This is a genomic window from Wolbachia endosymbiont (group A) of Ancistrocerus nigricornis, assembly GCF_947250785.1.
GTDB lineage: Bacteria > Pseudomonadota > Alphaproteobacteria > Rickettsiales > Anaplasmataceae > Wolbachia > Wolbachia pipientis.
Genome location: NZ_OX366348.1, coordinates 230,839 through 245,116 on the forward strand (window position 1 = coordinate 230,839; position 14,278 = coordinate 245,116).

General features: G+C 33.8%; 13 protein-coding genes and 1 tRNA gene. 3 read left to right on the top strand and 11 right to left on the bottom strand.

Annotation, left to right across the window (positions count from 1 at the left end):
- Positions 1-45 precede the first annotated feature (45 nt).
- Both OOK90_RS01165 and ligA read left to right on the top strand, forming a co-directional pair.
- Positions 46-204 (top strand): hypothetical protein, encoded by a 159-nt coding sequence (locus tag OOK90_RS01165; RefSeq protein ID WP_187470058.1) that lies wholly within the window; start codon positions 46-48, stop codon positions 202-204.
- Positions 197-2,185, top strand: coding sequence for an NAD-dependent DNA ligase LigA (ligA, locus tag OOK90_RS01170; protein ID WP_209472640.1), 1,989 nt, complete (start codon positions 197-199; stop codon positions 2,183-2,185). The genes OOK90_RS01165 and ligA overlap by 8 nt, the downstream gene beginning before the upstream one ends.
- A 38-nt stretch (positions 2,186-2,223) precedes the next feature.
- On the opposite strand, the gene dapA is transcribed toward ligA, so the two are convergent.
- The 10 genes from dapA to OOK90_RS01220 all read right to left on the bottom strand — a co-directional run bounded on the left by dapA (position 2,224) and on the right by OOK90_RS01220 (position 13,104).
- Positions 2,224-3,180 carry a 4-hydroxy-tetrahydrodipicolinate synthase gene (gene dapA, locus OOK90_RS01175; RefSeq protein WP_209472642.1) on the bottom strand — a complete coding sequence of 319 codons (957 nt, stop codon included), beginning with the start codon at positions 3,178-3,180 and terminating at the stop codon, positions 2,224-2,226.
- Between the two features lie 9 nt (positions 3,181-3,189).
- Entirely contained in the window at positions 3,190-3,672 is a 483-nt protein-coding gene (ssb, locus tag OOK90_RS01180; RefSeq protein ID WP_264705985.1) for a single-stranded DNA-binding protein, read from the bottom strand.
- Positions 3,673-3,739: 67 nt separating this feature from the next.
- Positions 3,740-3,813 (bottom strand) — tRNA-Arg (locus tag OOK90_RS01185).
- A 13-nt stretch (positions 3,814-3,826) separates the two neighbouring features.
- Positions 3,827-4,642: a hypothetical protein gene (locus OOK90_RS01190; RefSeq protein WP_209473389.1), complete on the bottom strand. Its 816-nt coding sequence runs from the start codon at positions 4,640-4,642 to the stop codon at positions 3,827-3,829.
- 4 nt (positions 4,643-4,646) lie between these two features.
- The gene (locus OOK90_RS01195; protein ID WP_065094800.1) at positions 4,647-5,255 is read right to left on the bottom strand and encodes a hypothetical protein; all 609 of its coding nucleotides are present in this window, start codon (positions 5,253-5,255) and stop codon (positions 4,647-4,649) included.
- A gap of 4 nt (positions 5,256-5,259) precedes the next feature.
- Positions 5,260-6,699, bottom strand: a complete 1,440-nt coding sequence (locus tag OOK90_RS01200; RefSeq protein WP_264705987.1) for a hypothetical protein — start codon at positions 6,697-6,699, stop codon at positions 5,260-5,262.
- A 361-nt stretch (positions 6,700-7,060) separates the two neighbouring features.
- Positions 7,061-8,806, bottom strand: a complete 1,746-nt coding sequence (locus OOK90_RS01205) for a type I secretion system permease/ATPase (protein ID WP_015589192.1) — start codon at positions 8,804-8,806, stop codon at positions 7,061-7,063.
- A gap of 690 nt (positions 8,807-9,496) precedes the next feature.
- Positions 9,497-10,288, bottom strand: coding sequence for a prolipoprotein diacylglyceryl transferase (lgt, locus tag OOK90_RS01210; RefSeq protein ID WP_010962823.1), 792 nt, complete (start codon positions 10,286-10,288; stop codon positions 9,497-9,499).
- A 6-nt stretch (positions 10,289-10,294) separates the two neighbouring features.
- The gene (gene smpB / locus OOK90_RS01215) at positions 10,295-10,744 is read right to left on the bottom strand and encodes an SsrA-binding protein SmpB (RefSeq protein WP_007548863.1); all 450 of its coding nucleotides are present in this window, start codon (positions 10,742-10,744) and stop codon (positions 10,295-10,297) included.
- Between the two features lie 50 nt (positions 10,745-10,794).
- The gene (locus OOK90_RS01220) at positions 10,795-13,104 is read right to left on the bottom strand and encodes an ankyrin repeat domain-containing protein (RefSeq protein WP_264705989.1); all 2,310 of its coding nucleotides are present in this window, start codon (positions 13,102-13,104) and stop codon (positions 10,795-10,797) included.
- A 169-nt stretch (positions 13,105-13,273) separates the two neighbouring features.
- On the opposite strand from OOK90_RS01220, the gene OOK90_RS01225 reads away from it, so the two are divergent.
- Positions 13,274-13,804: a Na+/H+ antiporter subunit E gene (locus OOK90_RS01225; protein WP_010962821.1), complete on the top strand. Its 531-nt coding sequence runs from the start codon at positions 13,274-13,276 to the stop codon at positions 13,802-13,804.
- On the opposite strand, the gene OOK90_RS01230 is transcribed toward OOK90_RS01225, so the two are convergent.
- Entirely contained in the window at positions 13,797-14,213 is a 417-nt protein-coding gene (locus OOK90_RS01230) for a hypothetical protein (RefSeq protein ID WP_010082489.1), read from the bottom strand. The two genes, OOK90_RS01225 and OOK90_RS01230, sit on opposite strands and share 8 nt — an antisense overlap.
- Positions 14,214-14,278 lie beyond the last annotated feature (65 nt).

Here is a 14,278-nt window from a genome sequence, read left to right on the forward strand (position 1 = left end):
TACTCTAATTTATTTTAATTTTATATAAATATATGGCTAAAGCAAGTGAGATCTGCTAATACAATTGAGCGAGAGAAGAATAAGTATGGCTATAGCATTGTGGCACCTTTGATATTTGATGGATTAAGACCATATGATAAATTCAAGAAAATTCACAGCTTGACGACAAAGGCTAATGTAGCATTATATTGGTATCATGACTAACTTAGAAAAGATGAGAGAAAAACTGCAAGATCAAATAAATTATCATAATGTTTTGTATCACCAAAAAAATAAGCCAGAAATAAGTGATGCTGAATATGATGAACTGAAGAAAAAGTTAGCTGAAATAGAGCCAGAAATTTATGCAACACAAGATAGTGTTGGTGCTCCACCTGATGAGAGGTTTTCTAAGGTGGAACATCAAGAACCTATGCTTTCCCTTGAGAATGCTTATGATGAACAAGGTGTAGAGAAATTTTTGTCTAAAATAAAGAGGTTTTTAATTGAGGACAAAATAGAGATATTATGTGAACCAAAAATTGATGGGTTGTCGTTTTCTGCAATTTATGAGGATGGAAGATTTGTTAAAGCTGCAACTCGAGGTGATGGTTTTGTAGGGGAAGATGTCACTCACAATGTTGCAACAATAAAAGGCTTTCCTAAGTTTTTGCAAGGTGTGCAAGGAAGACTAGAAGTAAGAGGTGAAATATACATCAGTAACAGCGACTTTTTAAAGTTAAATGAAAACGATGAATTTGCCAATCCTCGAAATGCAGCCGCTGGTTCTCTAAAGCAATTGGATGCAAACATTACAGCAAGCAGACCTCTTAGATATTTTGCTTATTCTTTGATTGGTGGAGCAGAGAAAAGTCAAAGTGAGGTACTAAATAAGCTTGAGGCACTTGGTTTTTGCGTAAATGAGCATCAGTCCTTAACGAGTAGTTTAGATGGAATGCTGAAGTTCTATAATGAAGTCTATAACTGTCGCTATAACTTGGATTATGATATTGATGGAATAGTCTATAAAGTAAATGATTTGGTACTACAAAATCGTCTAGGGAATACTCACAAAGCACCGCGCTCAGCACTTGCATACAAGTTTTCTGCGGTTTATGCAAAAACAAAGTTAAACAAGATATTTATACAGGTGGGCAGAACAGGGGTTTTAACTCCAGTTGCAGATTTAGTGCCAGTCAATGTTGGTGGGGTGCTAGTTAGTAGAGCAAGTCTGCATAACCAAGATGAGATAAAACGTAAAGACATAAGAGAGGGAGATATTGTAACAATCAAAAGGGCAGGGGATGTAATTCCCCAGATCGTTGAAGTAAGCAGAGATTCTCGTCTTCCAAATACACCTGAATTTGTGTTTCCTGAAGTATGCCCTGAATGTGGTAGTAAAGTACGTCAGGTTGAGGGAGAGGCTGCAGTAAGATGTCCTGAGGAATTTGCCTGTAAAGCTCAAATAATAGAAAAACTAAAGCATTTTGTATCGAAAGATGCATTTGACATTGTTGGCCTTGGTGATAAGCAGATAGAGTTTTTTTACGACCTTGGTCTGATAAAACAAATTCCCGATATTTTTACTTTAGAAGAAAGATTGGATGAATTTAATCTGGAAGAACAGTCTGGTTGGGGCAAGAAATCAATAGCTCATTTATTAAATGCTATACAAAGCAGAAGGGTAATAACTCTAGATAGGTTTATATTTTCTTTAGGTATTAGATTTATTGGCCAAGTTGCAGCAGAATTGCTTGCAGATTATTATGTTTCTTATTATAATTGGTATAATTCGATGATTGAACTGTCATCAGATAATACTGAGCTAGTAGGTATAGACGGCATAGGAAAAAAAGTAGCTGAATCTTTGGAATCATTTTTTTCTAAGGAACATAACATCAAAATGTTAAATGATCTTACTGCTTGTCTTCAAATTCTTCCTGTGAGCTCCAACTCTAGTAACTCTGTTTTAAATAATAAAATTATAGTGTTTACTGGTAAGCTACTTGCTATGAGTAGAGGAGAGGCAAAAGTAAGAGCCAAAACTCTAGGAGCAAAGGTCAGCTCACATCTTTCTGCTAAAACTGACTACCTAATTGCAGGAGAAAAACCAGGATCCAAATATAAAAAGGCAGTGGAATTAGGTGTAGAAATTTTAGATGAAGACCAGTGGCATAAAGTGATAAGTTTGGGAGTGTTCAAATGAAACTTGGATTGTATATTAAATCAAAGTTGCAAGACTATTTAGAGAGTAGCCAATTCTTTCCATCCAAGAATCATTTTATTGACTTGCCTCAATTTTTCAACAGAAGGCAAGTCTTCTGTGCTGAGCGGTAGGCGGACAGTTTGATGTTCTATGAGCCCAATATCATGCAAAAGTGCTTTAGTGGGTATTGGGTTGCTGGCAATAAATAGGGCTTTGCAGGCTTGTTGCCAGATATCTGTTGAACTTTTCATGTCATTTTCTGTCATTTGAACAGGTTTCCTTCTGGATTCCAGCGTCACGCGCTGGAATGACAGTGAAGAAAGTTCGTCGTTCAGACACTGCTTAACGTATTCATGTGCTACGCGCGGCCAAACATTGGCAGCAACGGAAACCAGGCCAGCCGCACCATAAGCGGCCATATCGGATATCATATTATCATCTCCACAAAAGACCTCAATATTTGGTGCAACTTTCTTATACTGAGCTAAAGTATCAACAGTGCCACTTGAATCTTTGATAGCCCAAAATTTTTCGTGGCTGGATAAGTTGCGTACAGTTTCAGCGTGAAGATTTATTCCTGCTCTTGATGGAATATTGTAAAACATAACCGGCACATGTGCTTTCTCAAGCAGCTTTTCAAACCATAAAGTCTGCCCCATAATTCCGGGCTTTGCATAAATGGGAGTTGTCATTAGATAGCCATGAATAGGCATACCCTTGCAAAAATCAAGCCATTCAAGAGTCTGATATAGATTCACTCCTGGTACGCCAATTATAATTTTTGTATTTAATTTTAGCTCACATACAAATTCAACTAACTCGCGTTTTTCAGAATCAGTAAGCGATAGGCCTTCACCTGTGCTACCCAGCAACACTACGCCATTTTCAGCTTTAACTTGCATTGTCAGTAAACGCTGCAAACTGCTATAATCTATACTATCTCCATTGCAATTAAAAGGAGTAACACAAGCAGTCCATAAAAATGTAGATTTCAATTTAAATTGTTAAAATGGTATTTCATCGTCGAGTAGTTCATCTTTTATATCGTTGTCAAAACTTTCGTGTTTATCTTTTTGTTCTGTTTCACCTTGTTTGTATTCACTTGGCTTGTAATCAGAATTTGGCGCACTATTTCGTGAATCCAAGAGAGTAAGAGGGCTATTAAAATTATATAGAACCACCTCTGTTGTGTATCTTTCACCACCGTTTTGGTCAGTCCATTTTCTAGTTCTCAAAGAACCTTCAACATAAACTTTACTGCCTTTACGTGCAAAATCTTTGACGATTTTTACTAATCCTTCACTAAAAATTACGATATTATGCCACTCTGTCTTTTCAGAGCGCATACCGGAAAGTTTGTCAGTCCAACTTTCAGACGTGGCTATTGAAAAACTTGCCATTTCTTTTCCATTTTGTGTAGTCCTAATTTCAGGATCTTTTCCTAAATTACCAACTAGTATGACTTTGTTTATGGTACCACCAGACATAATTATGCTCTAAATAAATCCTTTTATTATCTTATGTGAAAATACTATTGTCAAATTTAATTAAAAGTGCGCTTGGAGGGATTCGAACCCACGGCCTTTGCCTCCGGAGGGCAACGCTCTATCCAACTGAGCTACAAGCGCATATATATTTAAGTTATTTAATAGATAAGCCATCCAAGTCAAATTTTTGTTTTGGATAAAGCGTAAACATAATACTCCCATATCCAAAATATACATTTTGAGAATCATTCGCATGCTTTTTTATTGCTTTTTGATCTACGGTCCATACAAAAGTTACATAATTTTCAGTGACTGAGTGCACTTTTAAATCCTTAGTATTTATAAACAGTTTTCCATTTACCCATATTTTCCATGTATCGGGAGAAAGATATAAAATTGAGTCTAAACTCACTACCTTACCGTTGAAATTATCTGATACCTCCTCTTTTGCAGCTCTTGAAGATTGTAAATTGAACTTTTCCATTTCATTGACCATTCTATTAACTGGCTCTTCATCAAAAAAAATGCTTTTTACGTTACTATATTGTGACAAAACGTCAAAGTCACTTTCCACTGCTTCTCTTATTATATCGTCCCGATCTGTATAGCTTAGTTTTTGATTGTTGATAAAGAAACACTCTTTTGCACGCAAATTTGCTATATCAATAAAATCGTCGATTTCTTGATTGCCAACTTTAAGAATACTTTCAAAATATCTTTTTTCTATCATCATTCCATACTGAGAATGATGACAAACCATTTCATCATTACCTTGTTTTTCTATATATACGCATAAATTTCCACTATTTAATCCTAATATTTTATGCTCAATAAAATCTTCATTGCCAATATATTGTCGGCAAGAATACTCCTTACAAATTTCTATGCTTTCTATGATATCTTCACAACTGCAATATGCATTAACATTGGAAATGAGTAGCGTAAAAATAAAAAACAGCTTTATGTTCATCACCTTATCTACTTAATATAGTATACCAATCAAAGACTATATTAGCTCTCACTATCTCTATCATATTACCATTCAAAATCTGATTCATAGTTGCAGCATCAATATTTCTCTGCTTATTTAAAATAAGAGATTTGATCATAACATAACCGGGCAGATTTGGAATAGACTGTAGAAATAAAAAAATATGCTTATCGCTGATTGAGCTTAAATTTAGGACCACTTCACTTTTTATTACTTTTGTGCGTTCACTTTTGTTGTGGAGCTCAACTTCTTCGGGTATAGAAATTGATATTTCAGGTTCTAATATATAGTACTTTTTATATAACTTGCTAAGCTCGAAATTTAAATTTGCAATGTATCTGCTACTATGTAAATTTGAAGAAGAAATTTTTTTCCATAAATCTAGGTTTTTATTTAGAACAACTTCCTTTTTTTGAATTCCAGTAATCTGTAAATTAATAGAACGTATTTTATCAATCGCAATTTGGTTTTTATTATAAATCTTTTCGTTATAGATAACAACATATGTTAATAACCCTATTAATCCAACAGATAATAACAAATACGATATAAACTGAATTGTAGCTTTTCTTTTTAATTGAGAGATAGTCATTAATCTACATTGCCTCTCCTATTTCAACATCAATAGATAGATTTTGCTCTTTAGCAGCAGGTAAGCTAGAAATATTAATGTCATAGGTACGAAAATTATCGTTTAAATTTTTTCGTAGTTTCTCGTATTGATGAGAAATATTTTTACCGGATTGAAAATTAAACTTTAAAGTTGTGGTAATATAACTTTTTGCCTCATTATAATTCCATTCAAATGATCGAAGCTCTATACCTGGTATTTTTAACTTTTCTACATACTTAACTTGTGTAAGAGGAGAGTATTCTATTTTTGATAAAATATTATTGATATTAATAAAATCATAAATTTCATCTATTTTTTTTACATTATAGCTTTGGCTAAGTTTTGTTAATTGGTTATTTAAGGTGTTCTGCTTTGCTGATAAATTATCAGCGACATTGAAATTTGAATACAAATTTAGCAAACAAAGGGTGTTTGTTATAACTAAAACCAGGGCGAAGTATAGAAAAATTCGAGGAGAGTTTAAATAAAGGTAATTGAATAGATAAAATTCTTTAGTTTCCTTTGTATTAAAAATAGCTGCTAATTTATTCTTAAAGCTATGAAACAAAATTATGGCATCGCAAAAGTTATCTTTTTCACTTATAGCTAGTTCTGCTCCTAATAGTTTGCCTAACTCATATGGAGTTAATATGTTCACACTGTTCTCTGAAAAATTTATGACTGATAAACTAGCTTTGATATCTTCTGACACTATGATACAAAGGTCGATAGGGTTATTTTTTTCAAACCCAAACTTAGTTAAGGATCGAATAGTATCTTGCACTTCCTGATATATTCCACCAGCGATAATTCCTGGTAAATTATCATTAGTAAATGATGTTAAGCGCGTAAATACCATTTTATTCTCTTTAAGAACCACTTGTCTATAGCCTCCCGTTTTAGTTGCAGCAACTATAATTTTCCAATTATTAGGATCTTTATGTAGAATCTTTTTTGTTATATTACTTATTTCTATAGGAAACATTAATATTCCCTTAAAGTTGGAGCCTATCTCAATAAACACATTCAACCAATATTCTACTAAATGCTTTGCTTTTGATGAAACAAGAAGATAGCACCAGTTTTGATTGAATTTGTTTGGCTTCTCAACCAAAAAAACTGAACTTATGTCATTATTACGAGAAAAATGCTCCATCTTTGTTTTTGCTGATAGATAGGCACTAATCTTGTTTGCCCTTGTAATAAACTGTAGCGAGTAATTTTGATCTGCATGATTAAGCACCAGGTATAAAGGTGCTTTTTTATCTGACGAAAGACATGAAATTAAATCGGAAACTGCTTTATCGTTTTTGCCCTTAACAAAATACCTTTTATTTAAAGTATTATTTTTAAAATATAGTAACATTATGCCTTCTTCTCCAATAGAAAGCATAAACTTACTTTTGGATTTTGAACTAAACATATTAACAAAGCATATACTTATCTAGAATTAAAAAGGCAATTTATTGAAATTCATTAAACGTTAGAGGGAAATATTGTTATAAATTTTCGCAGCAACATTATTTATATTATAATTTTTTTATAAAATTACCACTAATATTAAGTTATTTAGATAACAAATTAAGAAAATTCATTAAGACGAATTTGTTGTTTTTCAAATTGTAGGTAAACCTAAGCCACTTTAGCTATATCTGCCGATTGACTTTAATTAATAAGAGTTATTAATCTATTTACTATTCTTGTAATATTATTTCTAATGGTAAAGAAATATATATTTTTCTGGAACAGTTGTTATTTCAGATACAGAATTTATTGTAAGTAAACTAACCATTTGCTGAAGAGCGCTCATCTTCTGTGGTACTTGATGATGGAGCAACTAATTTGCTCAAAATCTCATCTTTTGGTCCCATAGCGTAAATGACACCATCTGACATGAGGATCACCTTATCAACTACGGACAATAACGGTAGCTTGTGAGTGATGATAACAGTAGTAGTATTTTGTTTTCTTGCAATGCCAATTGCATTAATTAAGCATGCCTCTCCATTGCTATCTAAGTTAGCGTTTGGTTCATCAAGTACTAAAAGTTTTGTGTGACCATAAAAAGCTCTGGCAAGTCCAAGAAGCTGTTTTTGGCCGCCAGAGAGCGTTACTCCTCCAGGACCTCCTATTGTTGTATCATATCCATTTGGTAAGCTTAGTATTAGTTCATGTATTCCTGCAATTTTTGCTGCTTTGATTATTTCTTCAGGATTTGGATCTGGCCTCATGCGAGCAATATTAGCTTTGACACTAGTGTTAAATAACTCAATATCCTGAGGTAAGTAGCCAACATAATTACCAAAATTTTCTCGATTCCAAGTATATACATCAGCGCCATCTAGTCTGACTACACCAGATATTGGCTTCCATACACCAACAGTTAATTTTGCGATAGTGGATTTACCAGAAGCACTTGCACCAATAACACCAACTACATCTCCAGGATCTATAATGAATGATATTCCTTTTACTGTCGGCTTATTGCTTCCATAAGGAGTAAAAAATACTCTATCAAATTCCAATTTTCCTTCAGGTTCTGGTAGAGCCATCGTTTGCTCTCTTTTTGGCGATGTTAATATAAGTCTTTGTAGCCTTCCATATGACATTCTAGCCTGATTTAAAAACTTCCAAGTATGAACCGCAGCGTCAAATGGTGCTAATACTCTACCCATTAAAATTGAAGCAGCGATGATGCTACCGGCAGTCTTATGAGCTGTGATTGCAAGTAATGCACCTGTTCCAATTACTGATATTTGCAGAGTTGAGCGCAAAAATTTAGTGATTCCAGTAATTACATTAGAGCGATTTTGTGCTTTAATTTGCATTGCTCGGTTCTGATCATTTCGTTTACACCAATCAGAGACTATGAATTCTGACATGCCCATAGCTTCAACCACTTCTGCATTTCTTGTTGCAACATCTATAGCATTGATATTCCGTATAGTTTCTTCGTTGGTTTCTTGTAATATTCGTTTAGTGGCAAGTTCATTCCATATTGCCATAGAGACTAATATAATAATTCCAGTAATAGCTATAAACCCCGTGGAGGTATGTATCATGAAAATCACAACAAGGTAAATTAACGACCATGGAGTATCAAACAGTGAGAATATACCATTTCCTGTAATGAAATTTTTTATCACTCCGAGATCTCGTATTGCTTCACCACTTGAAGTTGAGCTCTGCACTGACGTTAGCCTGATTGACCTTACTATCAGATCTGGTGTTGCAGTTTTATCGATCCAATCACCTATTTTTGCCATGGCTAAATATCGACAAGTTTCAAGCATTGCAGAACATGCAAATGCAGATAAAGTGATAATTGTCAGCATAGTTAGTGTTGATACACTTTCGCTCGATATCACCCGATCAAGCACTTGAGAGGTATAAAGTGGTAGGAATAACATTAATAAATTGATTCCCGCACTAAACCAAAAGATAAACCAAAATGCACTTTTGCATTTTTCTAGGCAAACATATAGAGTACTTTGCTTCAATTCTTTTTTTATTGATGGCGTAATTTCCACAATCTTCCTCTTAATTTGATTACATGCACCATATACAATTTTTATTACAAAAATATTAATAACGGTAGTTAGCTTACTTTAAGTGAGTAAAATATTAATATATGTGAATAGGAAATATAAACAATGGTAAAAAGAAGTATAGTTAATATTTCCTTCATTGCCTATAGCGAAGCTACGTCATACCGCGATTCATTCCATAGCTGTACGAACATTCATTTTTGAAGGTAAACTGCACAGCAAATGGTGTCATGAAAGTAGCTGACACTGGGATGGCTTTGTTGCATCGCTACTTATGAAAGGCTAACTATAATTAGGATTATAAGCAACTTATTGAAAATCTTGTTTTTTTGCAATCAATCTGATCAAATTTAAGAATAGTAATTTGTTATTTATATTAATAAATTTAATTCTATTGAAAATAGCTAAAGCATTGAAATTCTTGAATTTTAGCCAGATTAGTGAGTGGTAGTGAAATTTCTTTTACTCAAATTTAGGTATTCACTGACCGTTCTTGTTATAAATACCAGAATAATAAGCTACTGATATTCTCCACCTTTTTTATCTTTAATCCATCATAGCTAGCGATGCAACAAAGCCCACCGATTCATTCTACTGCAACGCAGAAAATTCGTACAATTGTGCATAATGTGGGGCTTCTGGCTACATTTTTCTATTGAACTCACCTTTTCTCTATGTGACAGATTTCGTATTAAATTTTAAATTTAATGCGCCTAGATATACAAGCATTCCTAGCAAAACCATAGGTATAGAAAGCAACTGCCCCATAGTTAAATCAAGCCACAAATAGCCAATTTGATAGTCTGGTTCGCGAAAAAACTCAACGAAAAAACGTGCTATTCCATACCACATAACTGCAATACCAGTTAACGCACCGTGATACAGTCTTATTCTAGTTAAGAAAAACAGTGAATTTGCAACTGCAAAAAGTAGCAGTCCTTCAAAAAGTGCCTCATAAAGCTGGCTTGGATGATGCAGCAAATTATCACCACTCTCTGGAAATACCATACCCCATGGCATAGTTGTAACTCTGCCAAATAACTCTCCGTTTATAAAATTGCCTATGCGACCTAAAAATAAACCTATGGGAACTCCGCAAGAAACTAGGTCCAGTGCATAAAATGTAGGGATATTATGTCTTTTACACGAAATTATTACTGCAAGCAAAACTCCTATAGCACCACCATGAAATGACATCCCTCCTTCCCAGGTCTTCAATATCTCAATAGGGTTGCTTATATAAAGAACTGGATCATATATCAATACGTAGCCAAGTCTACCTCCAAGGATAATACCTACAATAGTGGCTGTTAATAACGAATCGTAAAAATTCTTAGTAAATATTTTTTGGTCATCTAGCTTATGTAAATACCAATATGCAAACACTATACCCAAAACGTAGGCTAAGGAATACCAATATATAGAAACAGGACCGATGCTGAAAATTACTGGATTTAAAGACATATTTTGCTATAAATTATTCTTAGACAATCTACTTTTTTCACGATCCCACTCTCTCTGTTTTATGGTTGCTCTCTTATCGTAGAGTTTTTTTCCTTTTACAATGGCAATTTTAGTTTTTGCAAATCCTTTATCGTTAAAATAGACCGAAAGCGGCACAACAGTTATCCCAGCAGTCTTGATTTGACCAATTAGTTTATTTATCTCCTTTTTATGCAAGAGTAATTTACGTTCCCTTTTTGGTTTATGATTTTTTCGGTTCGCAGCTTTATATTCTGCAATATGCATATTGTGCAGCCATACTTCGCTATTCTTTTCAACAACGTAGGCGTCGGAAATATTTACTTTTCTTTCTCTTAGCGATTTAACTTCACTGCTTAATAAGACCATACCCGCTTCAAATTCTTCTAAGATGAAATATTCAAACCTTGCTTTCCTATTTTCTGCAATAACTTCCATATCTAAAGATATCTTTAAGCTTCAATATATTACAGAGTTTTTGACTTAATTCATAATAAAACAGTTATCCCAATAAATATAAGGTGCCAGGCTAGTCTGATAGCAACAGGATAACAAAAATCAAGTAATGCTTTTTCTGTCTCTCTAGGCACAAGTTCCTTTACTTCTTTCATTTCAGTTTTAGGCTTTGACATTATATATTGACCAGCACCAACTATGAGCGCAGATCCTGCAGCTAGCCCAATTATTGCTGGTACAGATAGGGCAGTAGCAAATGCAAGTGCAACACCAACTATCACTGCAGTTACAAAACACACAACAACACCTTTTACAATTGCATTTTTTGCAGACTGTTCTTTTTCTTTCATAATTGCATTTTTTCCAATTTGTTTTTCTTCCTTTTTCTCTGGAAGCTGCATTACATCTTTATTTTCAGTAAGATCCTTTGGCGTTTTTTTATTCTCATTTTTTAACGTTTGCTTTTTTTCCGCTTCCTCTAAAAGCTGAATTATACCTTGATCTTTAGTGAGGTCTCTTGGCGTTTTTCCATCAACATCTTTTAATGAAGGGTCTGCTCCAGCTTCTAGCAGAACTTTTACTATACCTTCGTGGCCATTTTTAGCAGCAAGATGTAAAGGAGTACGTCTATCACCATTTTTTGCCTTAACCTTTGCTCCTTTTGCGATTAGAGTTTTTACTATATCTTCGTGGCCATTTTCAGCAGCAAGATGCAAAGGAGTCCATCTATCAGCATCCTTTATATTAACATCTGCTTTCTCAACTAGAATTTTTACTACCTCTATGTGGTTATTTTCAGCAGCAAGATGTAAAGCAGTACATCTATCATCATTTTCTGCATTAACCTTTGCTCCTTTTTTGATTAGAATGTCTACTACATCTTTATGGCCCTCTCTGGCTGCAAGATGTAAAGGAGTCTCGTCCACAATACCTTCTGCATTAACATCTGCTTTCTCAACTAGAATTTTTACTACCTCTATGTGGTTATTTTCAGCAGCAAGATGTAAAGGAGTACATCCATCATCATCTTTTGCATTAACATTTGCTCCTTTTGCAATGAGAATTTTTACTACATCTTCGCAGCTCTCTCTGGCAGCAAGATGTAAAGGAGTACATCCATCATCATCTTTTGCATTAACATTTGCTCCTTTTGCAATGAGAATTTTTACTACATCTTCGCAGCTCTCTCTGGCAGCAAGATGTAAAGGAGTACATCCATCATCATCTTTTGCATTAACATTTGCTCCTTTTGCAATGAGAATTTTTACTACATCTTCGCAGCCCTCTCTGGCAGCAAGATGTAAAGGAGTACATCCATCATCATCTTTTGCATTAACATTTGCTCCTTTTGCAATGAGAATTTTTACTACATCTTCGCAGCCCTCTCTGGCAGCAAGATGTAAAGGAGTACATCCATCATCATCTTTTGCATTAACATTTGCTCCTTTTGCAATGAGAATTTTTACTACATCTTCGCAGCCCTCTCTGGCAGCAAGATGTAAAGGAGTACATCCATCATCATCTTTTGCATTAACGTTTACTCCTTTATTTAATAGGTTTTTCACCTCCTCCTCCTCATTATTATGTTTAACAGCTGAATGCAAAGCTTTGATGTTCTCTTGTGCCTTTAATAGAGCTCCTTTTACCACTTCATGGCCTTTTTGAAAAGCAAATATTAAAGAAGTCCATTTATAATGATCTTTCGCATTAACATCTGCTCCTTTTTCAATTAGAGTTTCTACTATATCTTCGCGGCCATTTGCAGCAGCAAGATGTAAAGGAGTCCACCCATCACTATTTTTTGCATCAACGTTGATTCCTTCTGCTTTTGATAGAACTTGTACTATCTCTTTGTGGCCATTTGTAATAGCAAGATGTAAAGGAGCCCATCCTTTATCATTTTCTGCATTAACATTTGCTCCTTTTCCAATTAGAGTGTTTACTACATTTTCGTGGTTCTTTTCAACAGCAAAATGTAAAGAAGTCCATCCATCACCATTTTTTGCATCAACAATTGCTCCTTTTCCAGTTAGAATGGTTACTACATCTTCGTGGCCATAGTGAGCAGCAATATGTAAAGGAGTAATTTTATTATCATGTTCTGCATTAATATCTGCCCCGTTTTCAATCAGAGCTTTTGCTACATTTGCACAGTTCCAATAAGAAGCAAGATGTAACAATTTGACTTCCTTAGAATTTTGACCACGAGATATAGTAAATATGTAATTTATGCCAGATCCACTATCGTTGTCAGGTTTACTCTTTTCCCACTCTTGACATAAATCTGGATCTTCTTCTTGTAACTTAGCTTTTATTTTTTCAACTATATTGTCCTTGCTCAAATCTGAAAGGTCATTTATTTTTTTAATATTTCCATAAATTTGTCATATTTCATAACTTCCTCACTTAAAATACATAACTTAGTTGTTATATCTTTTAACATAGAAGTCAAGAACCTAAATATTCGTTATTATCTTTCCTTAAAGAGTCATTTAAGTTATATTACAGACTATGAAAAACCTCAACTTTAGGAAGGAAATCAAGTTTTTTTCTCTGTCATTTATAATTTTATTTGTTCTATGGACTGTATTGTCTGGTTATTTTGAGCCGTTTTTTATTTTTTGTGGAGTGTTTTCCTCTATATTCACATCGTTTATCTTTAGAAGGTTGATAAACGCTGAAAGAGCTCTTAGCCAGATTTTAAATAGTACGAGTAGACTGTCGTTTTATAAGTTAGTAAGTTATATACCATGGTTAATGTACCAAATCATTTTATCAAGTGTTTATGTAACAAAAAAGGTGCTACAACTCAAATCTAAGCTTGAGCCAATCATTATTCTAAGAAAATGCAAAGGGCATAATGATGAAAGCATTGCGTTATTTGCCAATTCAGTCACAATCACTCCCGGAACTTTAACTATCAATGTTGAAAGTAAGCAGAAAACATATTTCTCTACCATGTATTTGATAGATAAAGATCTTGAAAGCGGCATTTCTGAAATAGAAAATAAAATCTTAAAAATACTACGTTCAGTTAAGTAATTGCTTTAAATAAGTTAACAGCATCCTTATATTCCCTTACAAGACTTTCAAGCATTTCTTTTGGAAGGCTATTGTTAACAATAGAACATAAATAATTATACAAATCTTCTAACCTTAATACGTTATTTCTCTTCTTGCTGTTGAATTTATACGGAAAAATACCTTCCATAACTTCAATAGTAGTAGCCTTGTTTAAAAATACATTTTCACTTGTCACGCTTATTCTTGCTAAAACAGTGTTAATTTCAGGTTCGTCACTCGTATAAAAATCTGATAGCTGAGTTATTCTAATAACGTACAAAGTTACTATTTTTGACAAGCAATTATCAGCATATTCACAATTTTTTATTACCTCCCACTGAGTAACCTGAGATTTACCTATTTTTGCATTGTTCGGTAATTTACTCATTGAACTTTCTCCATTTAATCCAGTGTAATAAATTATACTAATACTTTGTTAAATAAATAATAACG

Excerpts from the sequence above, each read along its gene's own strand:
- smpB (WP_007548863.1), bottom strand. The coding sequence starts at position 10,744 with ATGGAAGTTATTGCAGAAAATAGGAAAGCAAGGTTTGAATATTTCATC.
- OOK90_RS01190 (WP_209473389.1), bottom strand. The coding sequence starts at position 4,642 with ATGAACATAAAGCTGTTTTTTATTTTTACGCTACTCATTTCCAATGTT.
- lgt (WP_010962823.1), bottom strand. The coding sequence starts at position 10,288 with ATGTCTTTAAATCCAGTAATTTTCAGCATCGGTCCTGTTTCTATATAT.
- OOK90_RS01230 (WP_010082489.1), bottom strand. The coding sequence starts at position 14,213 with ATGAGTAAATTACCGAACAATGCAAAAATAGGTAAATCTCAGGTTACT.
- OOK90_RS01200 (WP_264705987.1), bottom strand. The coding sequence starts at position 6,699 with ATGTTTAGTTCAAAATCCAAAAGTAAGTTTATGCTTTCTATTGGAGAA.
- OOK90_RS01195 (WP_065094800.1), bottom strand. The coding sequence starts at position 5,255 with ATGACTATCTCTCAATTAAAAAGAAAAGCTACAATTCAGTTTATATCG.
- ssb (WP_264705985.1), bottom strand. The coding sequence starts at position 3,672 with ATGTCTGGTGGTACCATAAACAAAGTCATACTAGTTGGTAATTTAGGA.
- ligA (WP_209472640.1), top strand. The coding sequence starts at position 197 with ATGACTAACTTAGAAAAGATGAGAGAAAAACTGCAAGATCAAATAAAT.
- OOK90_RS01225 (WP_010962821.1), top strand. The coding sequence starts at position 13,274 with ATGAAAAACCTCAACTTTAGGAAGGAAATCAAGTTTTTTTCTCTGTCA.